Consider the following 21121-nt stretch of genomic DNA (forward strand, 5'->3'; position numbering starts at 1 on the left):
AAAAGAAAAAAACAAACTAAATTTTAAAACCGGAGTCAACATGGCAATTAAACAAGAAAGAAAACCAAAAAGATTTAATAAGGTCTCGATAAACCTTGCTTCGACCGAATCTATCACCGCAAGTTCATACGGTGAGGTGACAAAGCCGGAAACGATCAACTATAGAACGTTCAAACCGGACAAGGACGGTTTATTCTGCGAGAAGATATTCGGACCGGTAAAAGACTGGGAATGTCACTGCGGTAAATACAAAGGCATAAGATACAAAGGTATTGTCTGCGACAGGTGCGGTGTGGAAGTAAATATGAAGAGCGTAAGAAGGGAAAGAATGGGGCACATTGCTTTGTCCGTTCCCGTGGTTCACATATGGTACTTCAGGTCGCTTCCTTCAAAGATCAGCCACTTGCTGGGTATTTCCAATAAAGACCTCGAAAAGATAATTTACTATGAGACATACGTAGTAGTAAATCCGGGTAAGACAAAGTACAAGAGATTGGAATTCATTACCGAGGAAGAATATAACGAAGTGATGGACTCGATGAGCGAGGAAGAACTCGACCTGCCCAACGACGATCCTAAGAAGTTCTATGCGGATCAGGGCGGTGTTGCGGTTAAGGAACTGCTCAGAAGCGTACCGATAGAAGAAGAGATCGTAAGATTAAGAGAAGAATTGAAGGACAGCCCTTCAGCTCTGAAGAAGAACGAGAATATTAAGAGGCTCAGAGTACTTGAAGCATTCAGAAAATCTGAAGACGAAAGACCGAATAAACCCGAATGGATGGTGCTGGATGTAGTACCGGTTATTCCGCCGGAACTCAGACCGCTCGTACCGCTGGAAGGCGGAAGGTTCGCGACAAGTGACCTTAATGACCTTTACAGAAGGGTTATCATCAGGAATAACAGGCTCAAAAGGCTGATGGAGATCAAAGCTCCGGAAGTTATTCTCAGGAACGAAAAGAGAATGCTTCAGGAAGCGGTCGACGCATTGCTGGATAACTCTAGAAGAGTAACCGCAGTTAAGGCTGAGAATAGGGCGCTTAAGTCACTCTCCGACATCCTTAAAGGAAAACAGGGAAGGTTCAGACAGAATCTTCTCGGTAAGAGGGTTGACTATTCCGGACGTTCGGTTATCGTTGTAGGTCCTGAATTGAAGCTTCACCAGTGCGGTCTGCCAAAGGACATTGCGCTGGAGCTCTTCAAGCCGTTCGTAATAAGAAGATTAATAGACAGGGATTACGTCAAGACTGTTAAGAGCGCTAAGAAGCTCATCGACAGAAGAACCCCGGAAGTATGGGACATTTTGGAAAACGTTATCGACGGACATCCTGTATTGCTAAATAGAGCCCCAACCCTCCACAGGCTCAGTATCCAGGCATTCCAGCCGGTGCTGATCGAGGGTAAGGCGATCACACTTCACCCGCTCGTATGTACTGCGTTTAACGCTGACTTTGACGGTGACCAGATGGCAGTTCACGTTCCGCTTTCATATGATGCACAGCTCGAAGCCGGTATTTTGATGCTTTCATCTCACAATATCCTTTCACCTGCAAACGGCGCGCCTAGTATCGTACCTAACCAGGAAATGATCCTCGGATGTTATTATGTAACGAAAGAAATGAAGGGCGATAAGGGCGAAGGTATGACGTTCGCTTCACCTGAGGAAGTACTGCTCGCTTACGATCTTAGACAGGTTGGACTTCACGCGGCAATAAAAGTAAGGAACAAAGGTGAGATAATTGAGACGACGGTAGGACGCGTGATATTTAATCAGATAGTTCCGGAAGGAGTGCCGTACATAAACGAACTTCTGAGAAAGAAAAAGATCTATGAAATAATCAGTATGATATATAAGACGGTCGGAAACCTGAGAACTGCGCAGTTCCTGGACGACCTCAAGGAGATTGGATTTAAATATTCGACTATCGGCGGACTTTCCGTAAATATCGACGACATCGAGATCCCGAATAACAAGTGGGAGATCATCGACGAAGCCCAGAAGAGGGTGGACGTTATCGAAAAGTCTAAGAGAAGAGGTATTATCTCCGAGAACGAAAGGTATAACAAGGTTATTGATATTTGGACACACGTTAGAGATGAAGTTAAGAGGGAGCTTATGACGAACCTTACAAGGTCGAAACAGGGCTTTAACTCTCTTCATATGATGATAGACTCCGGCGCGAGAGGTTCAGCCGATCAGGTTAGCCAGCTTGCGGGTATGAGGGGTCTTATGCAGAAACCGCAGAAATCGTTAACAGGTCAGGCAGGCGAGATCATCGAAAACCCTATCCTTGCTAACTTTAAGGAAGGGCTGTCGATCCTCGAATACTTTATCTCGACTCACGGAGCGAGAAAAGGTCTTGCCGATACGGCGCTAAAGACTGCGGACGCGGGTTACTTGACAAGAAGGCTTGTTGACGTAGCTCAGGACGCTATCATTTCTGAAGTCGATTGCGGTACGATTAGAGGTGTTGAAACCGAAGCGTTGAAAGAAGGTGAAGATATTAAGGAAACACTTGCGGAAAGGATACTCGGAAGGGTAGCAACCCACGACGTGGTTCATCCGCTTACAAAAGAGATCATTGTAAAAGCAGGCGAGGAAATTACTGAAGAAAAAACGGAAATAATTTCCGATTCGCCGTTAGAATCTGTTGAAATAAGATCGGTACTTACATGTGAATCCAAGCGTGGTGTTTGCGCTAAGTGTTACGGCAGAAATCTGGCAACAGGTAAGATGGTAGAGGTTGGCGAGGCAGTAGGTATTATCGCCGCCCAGTCTATCGGTGAGCCGGGTACACAGCTTACACTTAGAACGTTCCACATCGGTGGTACTGCAAGTAAGATCATCGCTCAGTCACAGGTTGCTACTAAGTTTGAAGGTAAGACGAAATTTGAAAACTTAAGGATAGTTGAATATAAATCTGCTGTGGGTACGACATCCATGTCTCTCAGCAGGAACGGTGTTATAAATATTGTTGATGACTCTGGATCTGTATTAACACGTTATCATGTGCCTTACGGTTCTAACCTGATGGTATCGGATAAGCAGGCGGTTAAGAAGAACCAGATGCTTTACGAATGGGATCCGTACAACTCTGTTATCGTTGCGGAAAACGATGGTAGCGTAAGATACCTCGATATGGAAGAGGGCAAGCAGTATGAACTTATCAAAGACGAGCAGACAGGACACTATCAAAAGACAGTGGTCGAGAGCCGTGATAAGACAAAGAGCCCGGCTATCCAGATCGTGGACGGAAATGACAAGGTATTGAGTACTTACCTCATTCCGGCAAAAGCTAACCTGCTGGTAGATGACGGCACCGAAGTAAAAGCCGGTACTATCCTTGTTAAGATTCCTAGAGAATCCGGTAAGACCAGGGACATCACCGGTGGTCTGCCGAGAGTAACTGAGTTATTCGAAGCGAGAAGTCCTAACGATCCTGCAAAGATCGCTGAGATCGACGGTAAGGTCGAAATCGGTAAACTGACCAGGGGAAGCAGGGAGCTGAGAATACACTCACTCGACGGAAGTAAGGTAGTTGATTATAAAGTGCCTATCGGAAAGCACATCCTTGTTAGAGACGGCGACATCGTTAAATCAGGTGAACCGTTGACAGGCGGTGCGTTCGACCCTATAGATATTCTAAAGATACAGGGTGTATCATCTGTTCAGGAATATCTTGTAAATGAGATCCAGGAAGTTTATAGGATCCAGGGTGTGAAGATAAACGATAAGCACATCGAAGTTATTGTGAAGCAGATGCTTCAGAAGGTAAAAATAACCGATCCGGGTGATACGAGATTCCTCGAAGGTGATATCGTTCACAAGAATCTCTTCACCGATGCAAATAACGAGCTGAAAGGAAAGGTTATAGTAACCGACGTAGGCGGAAGCAATGTAAAGATAGGCGATACATTAACCAAGAAAGAAGCTAAGGACATCAAGGCAGAACTTAAGAAAAAGGACAAAGAACAGATTAAGACAAGAGATGCAATGCCTGCAACAGCAGACGCGATACTTCTCGGTATCACTCAGACTTCACTCACCACGGACAGCTTTATCTCTGCGGCATCGTTCCAGGAGACCACCAGGGTACTCACCGATGCGGCTATCAAGGGTAAAGTCGACCATCTGCTGGGCTTGAAGGAAAACGTGATCATCGGACAGCTTATACCTGCCGGTACAGGACTCAAGAAATACCGTGACCTGATCGTAATGAAGGAAAGGGAATCAGGCGCAGAACCTGTAGAAATTGAGGTCGAAGCCGAAGAAGAGAAGGTAGAAGCATAAAAAACGTAATTTAGTCATATTTAAGCCATCCTGTTGCAAAATGGGATGGCTTTTTTTGTACTCCTCCCAAAGCTCACCACCGACCTAAAAATATAAATTTCATAGAAATAATGTTTGACTTTTAAAAGAAATTAGTTATTTTTGTATATTAAGTGGGGAAAAGTGGGGAGATGTGGAGACCCTTCCCTTAAATTTCCGCTAAAACAAGCATTTTTTAATGTTTCAAGGACACGCAATATGCAATCTTGACGCGAAGTCCAGGCTCATGATTCCTGCTAAATTCAGGAAATACATGACGCCTGAGGCTGATAATAAGCTTATCCTTACAAGGGGTATGGATAAGTGTCTGCTCGTCTATCCACAGGACGAGTGGGATAAGGTAAAAAATGCTCTCAGCGGATACAATTCATTTAACCGGGATCAGCGTTATTTCATTCGTGAATTTTTTATGTATGTAAATGAATGCGAACTTGATTCCCAGAACAGGATATTAATTCCGCCTCAATTGATGGAATATGCGGGACTTCAAAAAGAAATAGTAATGCTGGGACTGATGGATAAGATGGAGATCTGGAATCCGAAGACGAAAGAAGAATATGATAAGTCGCAAACGCAGACCTATGAAGAGATCGCGGAGAAAGTCTCGGAGATAATCGAAGCCAAGAATGGCGGAACCTCCACATAGGATGCATGGTGGGATGTATAAGGATGAATTCCATACACCCGTTCTTTTAAATGAAGCCATAGAATATCTACTCAACCCTGAATTTAAGAATTATGTGATAGCGGATTGCACGCTCGGCGGCGGCGGATACTCGCAATTGATCTGCGAAAGAACCTCCCCCGCTAGCAAAGTGATCTGCATAGACAAAGACCTGAACGCGATAGCCCACGCAAAGAAAAAGCTGACCCGGTTTAAAGATAAGACAGTCTTCGTCAACGGTAACTTCGGTGAGCTAAAGGAACTGTTAAGCAAGGAAGGTATAGAGAAGGTTTCGGGGATTGTGATGGACCTGGGGCTTTCATCCTACCAGCTGGAAGCGGAAGAGGGGTTTAGTTTTATGAGGGATACGGCGCTGGACATGAGGGCGTACAAGGAGGATGAGATAACCGCGGGAGAGGTAGTGAACGGGTACGTGGAAGATGAGTTGATGAGGGTGTTCGAGGGGTACGGAGAGATAGGGGACGCGAGGAGGCTCGTGAAAGCGATAGAGACCAGGCGCAGGAGTAAAGAGATTCGGACGACGTTTGACCTGGTGGGGATAGTGGATGATGAATACAGGATAGACAAGAAGAACAGGGCAAATTTTTTGGCGAAGATATTCCAGGCTTTAAGGATAGAAGTGAATGCGGAGATGAGAAATCTCGAGCAGGTTTTGGAAGATTCGGTAGAACTTCTGGAGCAGGGAGGCAGGCTGGTAGCAGTCTCTTACCATTCACTGGAGGACAGGATAGTAAAGAATTTCCTGAAAGACAAATCGAAGAGAGAGAAAGTTTCAAAGTATAAGAAAGCAGAAGTTACGGGAGCGGAGCCGGTGTTTAAGATATTGACGAAGAAAGCAGTTACACCGGGTTACGAGGAAGTAAAGCATAACACCAGAGCAAGGAGCGCAAAGCTCAGAGCCGGAGAAAGGCTTTAAAAACGAGGATATTTTAAATGAGAAGGAAGCAGTCGCTAGCGGAGGAAAAGCAAAAGGTGAAGATATCGGTCTTCTACGCACTACTGTCACTGACCCTCATCGCAATTCTTATAGTCTTTTACATAAATAACATAATAGCATCGAACAACCTGTCCGTCGAGACGAACAAGCTCAAAGGAGAAATAAACGACGTGAAGCAGACGAATGATTTTTTGATGACGGAGGTGGAGAAGCTGAGCAGTTTTGAGAGGATAAAGCAGGTAGCGGAAGAGAGGCTCAACATGGTGTATTCGGATTCGGTGATAGACGAGGGAAAAGTAATAATCTTAAAAAAATCGGACCTGGAATCAAACTAATACTATTTTTTGAAGGACAGCTTCAAAATATCAAAAGATCCAAACCAGAAGTACAACAGAAGAGTAAATTTCTTTGCGATCATCTTCTGCCTGCTCTTTACGGCGGTGGTGGTAAAGCTATTCGTGATCCAGATAATGGAATCGGAGAAATACAAGATCGCCGCAAAGAAGCAATACGAAACAAAGATAGTATTGTATCCTTCGAGAGGACTGATATTCGACAGGAACATGAACCTGCTGGTGTCAAACTCTTACAGGGTGTCCCTTGCGGTCGATCCGAACATGGTAGAGGATCCGGATAAGCTGGCTGACATACTAGCGGGGAAATTTCACAAGGACAGGAAAGAATATCTCGATAAGATAACGGCGGAGAACACTTCCTTTATCTATCTCGAAAGGAAAGTAGATCCGGAGAATGTAGGCGGTCTGGACACACTTGAATATCCCGGACTGATAGTTCTCAATGAGCCGACAAGAGTTTACAATTACGGTTATCTCGGTTCTCAGGTACTCGGATTCACGAATAACGAGAACAGGGGACAGATGGGTATCGAGCTGTCGCTCAATGATAAGCTAGCGGGTAAGGACGGATTTATGATAATGCAGAAGGACGGAAAGGGCAACACCCGTCCGGCATTGAACTATCCGCGCAAGGAGCCGGTAAAAGGAAACAACGTAGTTCTCACGATAGACATCAACATACAGAGGATCGTCGAAGAGGAACTGGCAAAGGGTGTAAAGGAATTCCAGGCAGACGGCGGTAAGGTGGTTGTTCTGTCCACGCAAACGGGAGAGATACTCGGAATGAGTTCGTATCCGACATTCGACCCAAACAACATCACCTCAGCCGACACGGTAGGAATGAAGAATAAGGTACTCTCCGATATATATGAGCCGGGGTCAACATTCAAACTAATCACGGCGGCCGGCTCTTTAGAAGAAAATCTTGTGGACGTATCCACGATCATAAATACGCAGGGCGGAGGCGACTTAACGGTTAAGGATGAACACGGAGCGAGCAGTATGACCTTCCAGCAGGTACTGGAGCAGTCGAGCAACGTAGGTATGATGAAAACAGCCAGGATGCTGGGACCGGAAAGAATTTATAAATACGCCAGGGATTTCGGAATCGGTATTTATACCGGTGTCGAATTGCCGGGTGAGAACAAAGGTCTTTTGAAGAGACCGGTGGATTTTACGGGACAGACGCTGGAATACATGGCAATAGGCTACCAGGTAATGATAAACGAGATGCAATTGGCAACAGCATACGGAACGATAGCAAACAACGGGATGATGATGGCTCCTTACATTGTTAAGAGGGAGCTGGGGCTCGACGGAAAGGTAGTATTCGAGAATAAGCCGACACAGGTAAGGCAGGTCGTTTCGCAATTAACAGCGCAGAAAATAAACATGCTATTATACGGCGCGGTACAGAGAGGAACGGGTAAGGTTGCCCAGATAGAAGGCGTGAACGTATCGGGTAAGACGGGAACGGCCCAGAGGCTGGTGAACGGTTCATACTCGAGCGCGTCGCACAACGCTTCATTCGTCGGGTTCTTCCCATCAGAAAACCCGGTGATACTCATTGCCGTGGTAATAGATAACCCAAAATCAGGGCAGTTTTACGGAGGACATGTATCAGCTCCAATATTCAAAAATATCGCAACCAGGATAATCGGTTACAAAGGTTTGTCCGACTATTCAAGCACACAACTGATAAACGCAAACTATGAGAAGCTAAACCAGGACGAATATCAATTTGCATCGCTGACAGAAAACGAGATGTACCTTCCCAACCTGGTAAACCTGAGGGAGAAAGATGCTATAGATATTCTGACCGAGAAGGGAATACAATATGAGCTGGTGAAGGAAGTAACAGACATGAAGACGACCGATAATACCGGTTATGAGTTTATAGTCGCGGACCAGTTCCCGGCGGCGAACACGTTAATAAATCTAAAGGCGGGCGAGAAGATAAAGATACACGTTATCAGGAAGAAGCCCGGAGAAAAAAATCTATATAAAGTACCGGACGTAACCAATCAGAGTTTGAGAAAGGCGATAAACACTATGGTCAACGCGGGATTCAGGGTGCACATAAGCGGAAGCGGTAAGGTGGTTGGGCAGGACCCCAAACCGGAATCCCAGGAGCTGTATAAGACGGAAGTCACGCTTTTTTGCGAGAACGAATAATTTTTATGAATGATGAAGTTTTCAGAGTTATCTGATAAAAGTTCTTTGAAACCTGTCGAGATCAGGGATGATTTTGAAGTAAAAGGTCTGGCGTACGATTCGAGAAAAGTAAAAGAAGGATACATCTTCTTTGCCATAATAGGATACGAGGATGATGGAAATAAGTACATAAAGGACGCGCTGGCAAACGGCGCAGGGGCTGTGATAACCGAGAGGATAGAGGGCAATGAATACGCGGGGGAACTGGAAAACGGCAATAGAAAGAAGATCCACGAAGCGCAGGACATCAGGAAAGTAATGGCGGAGATGAGCCGGGAGTTTTACGGTAACCCGGCAGAGCGGATAAAAGTTATCGGCGTAACCGGAACAAACGGCAAGACAACGATAACATACCTGATGAAAGCGGTGCTCGAAAAAGCCGGAAGTAAAACGGGATTGATAGGGACGATAAGTTACGATGCAGGCGGTGAAAAAATGGGGTCCACGCTTACGACACCCGACTCGATAGAGATCTTCGGAATGCTGAGGGAGATGGCTGATAACGAGATGAAGTATTGTGTGATGGAGGTTTCGTCGATAGCACTGGAGCTAAAGAGAGTTTACGGGTTGGATTTTACGGCAGGTATATTCACGAACCTGAGCAGTGAGCACCTGGACCTGCATTCGAACATGGAGAATTACTTTAACGCAAAGAAGATATTATTCGACGGGTTAAGAAAAGAGAGTTTCGCGGTCTCGAACGCGGACGATGAATACGGGAAAGCAATACTAGACGACACAAAGGCAAAGAAGATATTTTATTCGATAGATAAAGAGAGTGATTACAGAGCGGAAGACATAAAGCTGGGAATAGACGGACTTGAATTTAAAGCAGTAACAAAAGAGGGAGAGTTTAAAATGAAAAGCGGATTAACAGGACGGTTCAACGTATCGAACATGTTAGCCGTAATGGCGACGGCAAATGCTCTGCGGGTAGATATGGAAATCATCCGTGAGGCAGTTGCCGATTTTCGTGATGTAGACGGCAGATTCACCCGCATAAAGCTTCCAAACGGAGCATATGCAGTGGTGGATTATTCTCATACCTCCGATTCATTAAAGAACGCTGTCGAGGCGGCGAGAGAGATCGTGGAAGAGCAGGGTGAAGGAAGAGTTGTAACGGTATTCGGATGCGGAGGCAACAGGGACAGGACGAAGCGTCCGGTCATGGGAAAATACGCAACGAGTTTATCGGATTATTCCATTATTACCTCCGACAATCCAAGATTCGAAGAACCAATGGCTATAATTAACGAAATACTTTCGGGTGTGGAGACGGAAGGAAATTTTGAAGTGGATGAAGACAGGGAAGAAGCGATAAGGAAAGCGATAGAGTATTCGAAGAAGGGTGACCTGGTACTGATCTGCGGTAAGGGACACGAGACATACCAGGAAGTAAGAGGAGTGAAGACGCATTTCGATGATAAGGAGATGGTAGCGAAATATTCAAATCTTGCAAAATGATAAAGCTTGATGACTTTTTAAGCTTAAAAGGAAGCAAGATATACAATAGAGTTTGTTTTAGGAGAACAAATATCACCGGTGTAGGTATTGACTCGCGCACCATAAAAAAAAGCGAGGCGTTCTTTGCGATTAAAGGTGAAAGTACCGACGGCCATAAGTACCTCGAGCAAGTAGTAAAGAAAGGAGTAAATCTTGTTGTCATTTGTTCGAGGAACCGGGCGCAATTTGAAAAAACGTTAAGTAAAACCCCTTACGTTACTGTGCCCGATACTATTTCTGCCCTGGGAGAGTTAGCCCACAACCACAAATTAAAGTTCAAAACCCCCTTTTTGGCTATAGGTGGCAGTAACGGGAAAACAACAACCAAGGATCTGGTTAGCGCGGTACTTTCATCTAAATTTAAAGTTCTCAAGACCGAGGGAAATTTTAACAATCACATAGGACTCCCTCTAACGATCCTGAGAATTAATTCCAAACACGAGTTCGCGGTGCTCGAAGTCGGAAGCAACCACTTCGGCGAGATAGAGTACCTTAATAAGATAGCCGAACCTGATTACGGATTAGTAACAAATATCGGCAAGGAGCATTTAGAGTTCTTTAAAAATGAAAGAGGAGTAGCAAAAGCAGAGTTCGAGCTTTATGATTACTTGAGGAGAGAAGAAGACGGCGTTTGTTTTATGAACATGGATGATAAGTACATAAGAGAATACGCTAAGAAACTGGGAAAGAAGAAAAAGTTCACCTACTCCTACGGATACAAGACGGATGTCACGGGAAAGTTCGTAAAGTTCAGCAAGGATTTCGAGCCGGTGATAAGAGTGAAAGGGATGGGAAAGGATTTTGAGGTAAAGATAGCGACATTCGGTAAGCATTCGATCTACAACGGGCTGGCGGCGGCGGCAGTAGGATTATATTTTGGGGTTTCTACTGCGGGAATAAAGAGGGCGCTGGGAAATTTCAAACCGGCGAGTTCAAAGCGAATGGAAGTAGTAAAACACAAAGGAATGATATTTATTAACGATGCATATAACAGCAACCCAAACTCAGTGCAAATGGGATTAGAGACACTCAAAGAGTACAACGGAAAAGGCAATAAGTATATATTGCTGGCTGATATGCTGGAGCTGGGTAAGTCGAGTAAGAAAGAGCATTCGGATATCGGGAAGCTGGTAAAGAAAATGGGATTTAAGCATTTGTACACATACGGGGAAGAGTCTTTCAATACGTTCAAGTCAGCAAAGGGAGTGCAGAACAATTTTTATTTCGAGCTGAAAGGGGACATGGCTGAAATGCTGAATGCGGTTTTGAGGAAAGGGGATGTTGTTTACATAAAGGGATCCAGGGGAATGAAAATGGAAGACGTGTTAATCAGCATTATAAACTAAAGGGGATAAATGCTCTATTATCTGGCGGAATACATCAACGCGACATACAGTCCACCAGGATTCGATGTGTTCCAGTTCATCACATTCAGAGCGGCACTATCGGCGATAACTGCGCTTCTCATTGGTTTTTTTGTAGGACCTAAGATAATAAAGATCCTGCAAAAAAAGCAGATCGGTGAAGCGAAGAAGGAAGACGGGCCGGAATTTCACTGGTCGAAAGCCGGTACACCGACGATGGGCGGTCTGATAATACTTATATCCTCGCTGGTACCCGTTCTTTTATGGGGAAACCTGGGCAACATTTATGTTTTGATAATCCTTTTTGTGACTATTTCACTGGGCGTGGTGGGATTTACGGATGATTATTTGAAAGTGATCAAGCATTACAAGAAGGGGCTGGTTGCGAAGTATAAGCTGCTGGGGCAGTTTTTGGTGGGGCTGGTGATGGCGCTGGTGATATATTTCGCGCCTCAGTTCGATAGTATTAATACGATAACGACGATACCGTTTTTAAAGGGTGTGGAATTCGATTTCTCGATCTTTTATATACCTATAATAATCTTCATTATTATAGCGACGTCAAACGCGGTAAACCTGACAGACGGACTGGATGGACTAGCAACGGGGACGGTGGGAATTGTGGTGCTAACGCTCGGAATAATTGCTTATGTGTCAGGGAACATTCTAACGGCTGATTACCTCGACATCATTTATCTCAAGGGTGCCGGTGAACTTTCGGTATTTTGCACTGCTTTAGCCGGCGCTGCTCTTGGGTTTTTATGGTTTAATGCTTATCCCGCCCAGGTCTTTATGGGTGACACAGGTTCGTTGGCACTGGGCGGGGCAGTCGGGGCTCTAAGTATACTGGTGAAGAAGGAATTCCTCCTGCCGATATTGGGAGGGATCTTCTTCGTCGAAGCACTAACGGTGATATTACAGAGATATTATTTCAAGTACACGAAGAAGAAGTACGGCGAGGGGAGAAGGATATTCAAAATGGCACCTGTGCATCACCATTTCGAAATGACGGGTGTACCGGAGCCGAAGATCGTGATGAGGTTTTACATTATTGCCGTAATACTTGCTATAGTCACACTGGCAACATTTAAGTTGAGATAGAAAAAATTGAAGTTAGACGAGATAAGAAATAGTTCTTTTACAATTTTGGGAGCAGGGAGGAGCGGAATAGGAATCGCGAAGCTTCTTAAAAAGGCAGGCGCGAAAGTCTTTCTCAGCGACTCTAATCCCCCCGAAAAACTTGCTTACCTGGATGCGGGACTGCTGGAAAAGGAAGGAATTGAATACGAGATAGGCGAACACAGTGAAAAGGTTTTCGACAACGATGTTTTTATCAAGAGCCCGGGGATACCGCCGGACAGCGCAGTGATAACAGGTGCTGTCAGCAGAGGCAAAAAGGTTGTGAGTGAGATAGAAGCGGGGTACTGGTTTTGTGAAGCTCCCATAATAGCAATAACGGGAACGAACGGTAAGACGACGACAACAGTACTGACCGGGGAAATGCTTAAGAACGCGGGCAAGGACGTGAAAGTCTGCGGGAATGTCGGGCTGGCTTTTTCGGAGGTGATACCGGAAGTAACAAAGGATTCGGTGGTGGTGCTGGAAGTAAGCAGTTTCCAGCTGGACAGTATAGAAGAGTTTAAGCCGAGAGCGGCAGTGTTCTTAAATTTTAAAGATGATCACCTGGACTGGCATAAGACGAGAGAAAATTACATGAATGCCAAGATGAAGATAACGATGAACCAGAATGAGAGCGACCTATTCGTTTACAATGAAGATGACGCAGAAATTATAAAGAATCTGGGGAACTTGAGAGCAAGGAAAGCAGGATTTGGAATGATAAAGGGAGAGAGCGATGAAGGGTGTTATTTAGAAGGAGAAACAATTTATTACTATAATAAAGAAATGAACGAAGCGGTAATAAATACAAACGAGATTTTCATTAAGGGACTCCATAATGTTTACAACTCGATGGCGGGAATAATCTCTGCCATCGAGTTTGGAGTGAGCTTCGATGTAATTAGAGAAACATTAAGAACCTTTAAAGGTGTCGAACACAGGATAGAGTTTGTGAGGGAATTAAACGGAGTAAGGTTTTACAACGATTCCAAGGCAACGAACGTGGAATCGACAAAGATGGCGCTGATGAGCTTCGATAACAACATTGTACTGATATTAGGGGGGTACGGAAGCGCAAACTTCGATGAAATAAAGAGTATCGTGAAAGACAGAGTTAAAAAAATAATAGCGGTAGGAGATTCAAAGGAATTTGTGAAGGAGAATTTTGGCGAATTAACGGATGTGAGCGGTACATTTGAGGATGCAGTAACGAAAGCACATAGTGAAGCACAGCCGGGTGATGTGGTATTGCTTTCACCGGCATACAAGAGCTTCGATATGTTCAACAATTTCGAAGAAAGAGGAAGAGAATTTAAAAGAATAGTTAACTCATTATAGTAATGAACGAAGAAAGAGGAAAAATAGACATCTGGATATTACTGCCTGTACTATTCCTACTTATATTCAGCATTGGGGCGGTTTACAGCGCGAGCTCCTCTTTTGCGTTGGATGAGTTTTCGGACCCAATGTATTTATTCAAACAGCATGCGTTAAGAGTTATAGTATCGATCTTTTTTATTTTCCTTTTTGCGAAAATAGATTACAGATATCTACAGGACGCGGCAAAGCCGTTGATAATAGTTTCCATACTGCTCCTGCTGTATATATTTATCGGCGGTCAAAGCAGTGTAAAAGGCGCGGCAAGATGGATATTCATAGGCCCGTTCAGCTTTCAACCTTCGGACCTGGCAAAGTTCACACTGCTCATTTACATATCCGCGTTACTGGTTAAAAAGAAAGATTACGCGTGGATGCTTTACAGAGGATATCTGCCGATATTATTCTATCTATTGCTTGTAACGGGACTTGTGGCGCTACAGCCTAACTTCTCGACTTCGCTGATAATTTTTGGAACGGGAATACTGATATTGTTTAATTCGAATGTGAAGAAGAAGCACATTATGTACACGATAGTTGCTCTAATACCGCTCGGAATAATATTCGTTCTTTCCAAGGCATACATTATAGACAGGATAACATCGCATGCGGAATATACCGGGGGCGGTGATTCGAATTACCAGCTGTACCAGGCGATAATAGGATTCGGTAACGGCGGGCTATTCGGAATCGGACCAGGAAATTCACTACAAAGGGAATTCTTCCTGCCGGAAGCGCATGGTGACTTTATTTACTCTATTATAGGTGAAGAATACGGATTTATAGGAACTATGGCAGTGCTTATGCTTTTCATGGTGATAATGTTCAGAGGATTTAAAGTGTCGAAGGAGATAAAGGACGATTTTGGAAGATATGTTTCTTTCGGTATAACGGCGGTAATAACAGCTTATGCCGTAATAAACATGTTCGTTTCAACGGGGATCGCTCCGACGACGGGTGTGCCGATGCCTTTTATAAGCTACGGAGGTACGGCGATGATAATTAATTCGATAGCGATAGGAATACTGCTGAACATTTCCTCATTCAGGAATGAGCCGAAGACGACGTTTGCGGAAGAACCCGAAGGGGAGGTACTCAACATTTAATGAAAGTACTTTTTGCCTGCGGAGGAACCGGAGGGCACATATACCCGGCGATAGCGATCGCCGACGAGATAATGAAGCGGGATGAAAATGCAGGGATACTTTTTGTAGGAGCTAAGGGAAAGATTGAAGAAAAGATAGTACCGGATAACGGATTTGAACTAAAGACAATTACGATAAAGGGGTTAGACAGAAAGAATTTTTTTAAGAACATAACATTACCGATAAAGATATTAGGGGCAGTGAAAGATTGCAGGAAAATAATAAGAGAATTTGGTCCCGACGTGGCAATCGGCACAGGCGGTTATTCGAGCCTGCCCGCGATATACGCGGCGTCTAAAATGGGTATTCCAACACTTATACAGGGCGGTGACTCATATCCGAGCAAGGTAACGAAGTTCCTATCGAAGTATGTCAGCAGGGTAGTGATAAATTTTGAAGAAACGCGCGCTCATTTAAAGAGAAAAGAAAATATAATAAGATTTTCTCATCCGGTCAGGGCTTCACTGAGCAGGGTTTCAAAAGAAGAAGCATATGAATTATTCGGACTGGACAGCGGGAAAAGAACCCTGTTTATTTTCGGGGGCAGCCAGGGAGCAAAGGGAATCAATGAAGCGGTCGAGAATATAATCGATAAGCTGAGAGAAATGAACATTAACATTATCTGGCAGACAGGGAAGACGGATTTTGACAGACTGCATGAGAAATATAATGACGATAGCCAGGATGTAAAGGTGTACGAGTTCATAGAACATATAGGGCATGCATACAGCATTGCGGACCTCGTCGTTTGCAGGGCAGGCATCAGCAGTATTATGGAGCTTTCGACACTTGGTTTGGCAGCGCTTTTGATACCGTATCCATTCGCGGCGGAGAACCATCAAGAAAAAAACGCAAGAACAATAGAGAGAGCGAAAGCAGGATTGGTACTGGAACAAAATGAGTTAAAAGAAAAACTGTTTGAGACGATACAAAGTACTTTATCGAATGACGTTCTTTTAAATGAAATGAGGGAGAACATAAGACAGTTCTCCGATCCACAAGCCGCGGAGAAGATCGCGGATGAAGCCTTAAAGCTCGTTGCGTAGATGTCACAGCCGGATATAGAAATATTAAATGGCGTGAAGAAGATACATTTGATCGGTATTGGCGGAATAGGGATGAGCGGGATAGCGGAGTATCTATTGAGAAAGGGTTACGAAGTTTCGGGCAGTGACATGACGCTTACTGACATAACAGCGAGGCTTCACAGCCTGGGCGCAAAAATATCGGAAGGGCATACCGGAGAATACCTGCACCAGGACACAGACCTTGTGGTTTACACGGCGGCGGTACATGATGACAACCCGGAATTTAAGAAGGCGGCGGCATACGGAATGAAGATGATAAAGAGGGCGGAGATGCTCGGTCATATAGTTAACGGGATGTACCTGATAGCAGTAGCAGGCACTCATGGAAAGACGACGACAACTTCGATGATAGCGAAGGTTCTCTTAGATAACGATTACGATCCTACGGTTTTTGTCGGGGGAAACGTGAGCTTTCTGGAAGGAGCGTCGAGCAGGATCGGTAACGGCAAGTACGCAGTGGTAGAAGCGGATGAGTATGACAGGAGCTTTCACAGGCTGAAACCGGACGTAGCAGTGATAACGAACGTGGAATACGATCACTCGGACATTTACAGCAGTTTCGCCGACATGAAGAAGGCTTTCGCAGACTTCTGCAAAAATCTGAAAAAGGATGGGAAGATAGTTGCCTGCGGAGACGATGAGAACATGAGGGGAGTTGTAGAGATGAGCGGTATCAAGGAAGCGATGTATTACGGGCTTGAAAAGGATAACGATTACAGGATACGGCAGATAAAGTATTCAAAGGATGGTGTGAGATTTTTATTAAGAAAGAAGGAAGTTCATTTACATATTTTCGGCGAACATAACATACTAAACGCTTCAGCCACCCGCATCGCAGCGAGAATAGCCGGGATAAAGTTCGGCGGATTCCAGAAAAGCATGGAAACGTACAAAGGGGTGCAGAGGAGACTGGAGCTGAAGTACGACGGAAAGGTGAAGGTCTTCGATGACTACGCGCATCACCCGACGGAAATAAACGCAACGATGGACGCAGTGAAGAGGATGAAGCCGAAAAGAATAATAACAGTTTTTCAGCCTCATTTGTATTCGAGAACGAGGGATTTTCACAAGGAGTTCGCAGAGGCTCTAAAAAAAAACGATATACTCATCCTTGCAAAGATATACCCTGCAAGGGAAGCTCCGATAGAAGGGGTGACGAGCGAAATGATATTGAACGATCTTTCAGAAAGAGAAAAAAAGAAAGCATTTTACATTCAAAACGAACAGGAGATCTACTCAATGCTGTATGATAACATAAAGAAGGGCGACTATATAATATTCCAGGGAGCGGGTACGATCACCAATTATTGTAATGAATTCGTGAGTCTTTTGGAAAAGAGAAACGAAATGGCACATACGGCATGAATATGTCAATAAAGAAAATAGGGGTGCTTGCACTGCTGGTCGTGGCGCTGATAGCGTCGACGGTGTTCCTTGCCAATAAGTGGAGGAATGACGAGGTATTTACGAAGATAACTGTCGAAGGGAATTACACGATAGACAGGAATGAGATACTCGCGGCGGCAAGGATAAAGGATGACAGCACTATAAATGTGGACGAGCTGAATATAGACCTGATTCAGGACAGGATAGCTGAGCATCCGGAGATCAAGAAAGTCTTCGTAAGTAAAGAACCACCGGCAGAGCTTAAGATACAGATCATCGAGAAGAATCCGATAGCGGTACTGAACACAGGCAGTGAGGTTAAGCTTATAGATAACGAGCTGGAGATATTTCCGTTCAATAATTACGAGAAGATGTTCGATATGCCCGTAATAAGTGGGTTAAAGGTAAAGCCGACGAAGATTGACCCGGATAAGCTGGACGAGGAGGACCTACGGATAGCGGCGTTCATTATTACGAATGCGAGGAGAGAGGGGAAGTCGGTGCTTTATGAGATATCCGAGGTGAATATGTCGGATTCGGAGAAGGTGATAGTTTATTCGAATGAAATGGGAGTGCCGTTTTATTTCCCTAGGATCAAAGGTAAGAGTATAGTGGATAAAGAGTATCAGGATCTGCTGAAAGAAAAGCTTGATGTATACCAGGAGTTTTGCGAGAAGATACTGGGGAGCCAGAAGGATATAATGTACGTAGATCTGAGATTTTCAAACCAGGTAGTGGTTAATTATAAACGAAATATCATAACTCAAGGGGATGAAGAGTCCCAGAGGGAGAAAAATGAGTCCCAAAAAGAAAAAATCTAAATCAAACGACGAGATAATTGTCGGGCTGGACGTAGGTACTACAAAGATCTGCGTGATAGTAGCGCGTGCAGGTAAGGATAATAAGCTGGATATACTGGGCATAGGAATGGCTCCATCGGATGGGCTTCACAGGGGGATAGTGGTAAATCCTCACAAGACCATAGATTCGATCCAGAAAGCTCTGGACGAGGCGGAATTGAACTCCGGTGTGGAGATTGATTCCGTAACGGTGGGTATTGCGGGGCATCACATAAGGTGCATACAGTCGAGCAGTACCGTGGGGATAAACAATCCCGACCGTGTGATACAGGAAGAGGACATAGAGCGACTGATCGAGCAGGCAAGGATAATGAAACTGCCGAGCGATACAAAGATTATAGACGTTATACCGCAGGAGTATATAATAGATGGTAAGGACGGTATATTCGAGACTCCGGTGGGGATGTTTGGGGTGAGGCTGGAAGCGAAGGTGAACATCATCACAGGGCTGGTCTCATCGATAGACGATCTCTCGAAATGTGTGACGAGCTGTGGTGTGCATATAGATGATATTGTGCTGGAGCCAATCGCATCATCATATTCGGTGCTGGATGAGACGGAGAAGAAGGTGGGTGTGGCGATGATAGATATAGGCGGAGGTACAACTGATATAGCGGTGTTTAAGAAGGGAGTATTGAAATACACAGCGGGTATCGGTATAGCCGGAAACCTGGTAACGAACGATATAGTGGAAGCGCTCGGCATAGCAGAGAGCGAAGCAGAAAGGATAAAGAGGGAATACGGGTACGCAACTGTCGGCGAGATATTGAATGATGATATAATCACGGTAGAGGCTATAAAGGGCAAGGTTCCGAAGAAGACCAGGAAGAGCATACTAGCGAGGATAATACAAGCAAGGATGCAGGATATATTCGAACTGGCGGCGATAGAGATACAAAATTCGATGATAGCGAATGAGCTTCACGCGGGGGTAGTAGTGACAGGCGGAGGTTCGCTGGTAAAGGGCACGAAGGAATTAGCCGAGGGCATCATGGGAACGGACGTGAACCTCGGTATTCCGACGGGGCTTACGGGCGGACTAATAAAGGAAGTTGAAAGTCCGATATTCGCGACGGGAGTAGGGCTGGTGCTTTATAGGTATAAGTCACTTCATGACGACGATAAGCCGGTATTCGAGAAAGCCGGATCGGTGGACAGGAAAAAGAAGAACGTCAACATGAAGAATATATTTTCAAAAATAAAGGAGTGGTTCGACGAACTCTAAATAAGTTAAAAAAAAGCAATCAAATAATCAGCAAGTCAAACATAATAGAAAGGGCAACAAAAAATGGCAATTAGATTACTTACCAACGAACGAGGTAATGCCAAGATCCGCGTAGTAGGCGTAGGCGGCGGCGGCGGAAATGCTCTCAATACCATGGTGCAAAAAGGTATAGAGGGTGTTGAGTTCATTGCAGTAAACACCGATCTCCAGGCATTGGAGAACAGTAAAGCCGATCTTAAAATCCAGATCGGGAAAAACCTTACGAACGGTCTCGGTGCAGGCATGAACTTCGAGACGGGCAAGAAGGCAGTCGAAGAGAATAGGGACGAGATCGAAAGAGCTCTATCGGGCAGTGACATGGTTTTTGTAACTGCAGGAATGGGAGGAGGTACCGGTACTGGTGGTGCTCCCGAACTTGCGCGCATAGCAAAAAGCATGAACGCGCTCGTGGTGGCAATTGTAACGACCCCGTTCAAATTCGAGGGTAAACCAAGGCTTCAGCAGGCAGTTTCGGGTATCGAGAATTTAAAGGATGAAGTCGATAGTCTCATCGTGATCCCTAACCAGAAGATATTCGATCTTATAACAGGGGATACCACAAAGAGAGAAGCATTCGAGATGGCTGACAGAGTTTTATACAATGCAACGAGAGGAATTTCACAGATCATTACAAAGACAGGTGAGATCAACGTAGACTTTGCCGATGTCCGCACGATAATGAAAGACATGGGCGATGCAATGATAGGTACCGGTCTTGCTTCAGGCGACGAGAGAGCTTTAAAATCCGCTAAGGATGCTCTTTCAAACCCGCTTTTAGAAGAAATCGATATTACAGGATCAGCATGTGTCCTTACGAACATCTGCAGTAACGGAAACATTAAGATGTCCGAGATTGAAAAGATCAACGATCTTATTCAGGGTGAAGCAGGTGAGGACGCAAAATACATCTTCGGTGTAGTAGATGACGAAGATATGGGTGACGAGATAATGGTTACGGTTATCGCAACGGGATTCCGTGGTGCAACACAAAGCAAGGATGATGATTCCGACATGGTGGTACAGGAAAATATCATATTCCCGGATACAGGTAAGATAACAAAGATCCCGACCCCGGAAGAGCTTGCGCAGTATGACGAACCCGCAATAAAGAGGAGAAAAATAAACATTAACGATGATCTCAGTGAGGAAGATATCAAAGATACAATATCAGATGACGATGATGATCTGGGTTTCAGCGAATTCGACTTTAACGAAGATTTCAAGAAACCTGCCTTTTTGAGAAGGCAAATGGATTAAGCAATTAATTAGTTAAACATTTAGCACCAATTTTTTTCTGTTGCATATTCGATTTAACTAAATTAATTTGCTTTTACTTTAGTTCTCAATAAATCTGACTTATTAAGAAAGGTGGAGGGACTAGGCCCTGTGAAGCCTTGGCAACCGTCCGAATAAAAGGAAAGGTGCCAATTCCTATTTTCCGTATCGGAAAAAAGATGAGTCAGTAGGATTTAGTTAATCGAAAAGAAAAACTTTCT

The 21121-nt window shown here is 44.6% G+C and carries 15 protein-coding genes and 1 riboswitch; all 15 genes read left to right on the forward strand.

Going from position 1 to position 21121, the window contains the following annotated elements:
• The first annotated feature begins 40 nt into the window (after nt 1-40).
• The 15 genes from rpoC (at nt 41) to ftsZ (ending at nt 20882) form a co-directional block, all read left to right on the forward strand.
• Nucleotides 41-4288: a DNA-directed RNA polymerase subunit beta' gene (gene rpoC, locus H6614_02625; GenBank protein MCB9242547.1), complete on the forward strand. Its 4248-nt coding sequence runs from the start codon at nt 41-43 to the stop codon at nt 4286-4288.
• Nucleotides 4289-4505: 217 nt separating this feature from the next.
• Nucleotides 4506-4973: a division/cell wall cluster transcriptional repressor MraZ gene (gene mraZ / locus H6614_02630; GenBank protein ID MCB9242548.1), complete on the forward strand. Its 468-nt coding sequence runs from the start codon at nt 4506-4508 to the stop codon at nt 4971-4973.
• Nucleotides 4954-5928 carry a 16S rRNA (cytosine(1402)-N(4))-methyltransferase RsmH gene (gene rsmH, locus H6614_02635; GenBank protein ID MCB9242549.1) on the forward strand — a complete coding sequence of 325 codons (975 nt, stop codon included), beginning with the start codon at nt 4954-4956 and terminating at the stop codon, nt 5926-5928. Before mraZ ends, rsmH begins: the two co-directional genes overlap by 20 nt.
• Nucleotides 5929-5945: 17 nt before the next feature.
• Nucleotides 5946-6284: a septum formation initiator family protein gene (locus H6614_02640; GenBank protein MCB9242550.1), complete on the forward strand. Its 339-nt coding sequence runs from the start codon at nt 5946-5948 to the stop codon at nt 6282-6284.
• A gap of 9 nt (nt 6285-6293) precedes the next feature.
• Nucleotides 6294-8480: a PASTA domain-containing protein gene (locus H6614_02645; protein MCB9242551.1), complete on the forward strand. Its 2187-nt coding sequence runs from the start codon at nt 6294-6296 to the stop codon at nt 8478-8480.
• Between the two features lie 9 nt (nt 8481-8489).
• Nucleotides 8490-9983, forward strand: a complete 1494-nt coding sequence (locus H6614_02650) for a UDP-N-acetylmuramoyl-L-alanyl-D-glutamate--2,6-diaminopimelate ligase (GenBank protein MCB9242552.1) — start codon at nt 8490-8492, stop codon at nt 9981-9983.
• Nucleotides 9980-11368 carry a UDP-N-acetylmuramoyl-tripeptide--D-alanyl-D-alanine ligase gene (locus H6614_02655; GenBank protein MCB9242553.1) on the forward strand — a complete coding sequence of 463 codons (1389 nt, stop codon included), beginning with the start codon at nt 9980-9982 and terminating at the stop codon, nt 11366-11368. Before H6614_02650 ends, H6614_02655 begins: the two co-directional genes overlap by 4 nt.
• Nucleotides 11369-11377: 9 nt before the next feature.
• A complete protein-coding gene (locus H6614_02660; protein MCB9242554.1) occupies nt 11378-12487 on the forward strand; it encodes a phospho-N-acetylmuramoyl-pentapeptide-transferase in 1110 nt (369 codons plus the stop codon).
• A 6-nt stretch (nt 12488-12493) separates the two neighbouring features.
• The gene (locus H6614_02665; protein ID MCB9242555.1) at nt 12494-13843 is read left to right on the forward strand and encodes a UDP-N-acetylmuramoyl-L-alanine--D-glutamate ligase; all 1350 of its coding nucleotides are present in this window, start codon (nt 12494-12496) and stop codon (nt 13841-13843) included.
• Between the two features lie 2 nt (nt 13844-13845).
• Entirely contained in the window at nt 13846-14988 is a 1143-nt protein-coding gene (locus H6614_02670; protein MCB9242556.1) for a cell division protein FtsW, read from the forward strand.
• On the forward strand, nt 14988-16073 hold the full coding sequence (gene murG, locus H6614_02675) for an undecaprenyldiphospho-muramoylpentapeptide beta-N-acetylglucosaminyltransferase (GenBank protein ID MCB9242557.1): 1086 nt from the start codon (nt 14988-14990) through the stop codon (nt 16071-16073). The genes H6614_02670 and murG overlap by 1 nt, the downstream gene beginning before the upstream one ends.
• On the forward strand, nt 16074-17480 hold the full coding sequence (locus tag H6614_02680) for a UDP-N-acetylmuramate--L-alanine ligase (protein ID MCB9242558.1): 1407 nt from the start codon (nt 16074-16076) through the stop codon (nt 17478-17480).
• A gap of 2 nt (nt 17481-17482) precedes the next feature.
• Nucleotides 17483-18322 (forward strand): FtsQ-type POTRA domain-containing protein, encoded by an 840-nt coding sequence (locus H6614_02685; protein MCB9242559.1) that lies wholly within the window; start codon nt 17483-17485, stop codon nt 18320-18322.
• Nucleotides 18273-19586 (forward strand): cell division protein FtsA, encoded by a 1314-nt coding sequence (gene ftsA / locus H6614_02690; GenBank protein MCB9242560.1) that lies wholly within the window; start codon nt 18273-18275, stop codon nt 19584-19586. The genes H6614_02685 and ftsA overlap by 50 nt, the downstream gene beginning before the upstream one ends.
• Before the next feature lie 63 nt (nt 19587-19649).
• On the forward strand, nt 19650-20882 hold the full coding sequence (ftsZ, locus tag H6614_02695; GenBank protein ID MCB9242561.1) for a cell division protein FtsZ: 1233 nt from the start codon (nt 19650-19652) through the stop codon (nt 20880-20882).
• Between the two features lie 96 nt (nt 20883-20978).
• Nucleotides 20979-21086, forward strand: a riboswitch (SAM riboswitch).
• The last annotated feature ends 35 nt before the right edge of the window (nt 21087-21121 follow it).

It is taken from the genome of Ignavibacteriales bacterium, assembly GCA_020635255.1.
Lineage (GTDB): Bacteria > Bacteroidota > Ignavibacteria > Tepidaquicellales > Tepidaquicellaceae > JAEYVS01.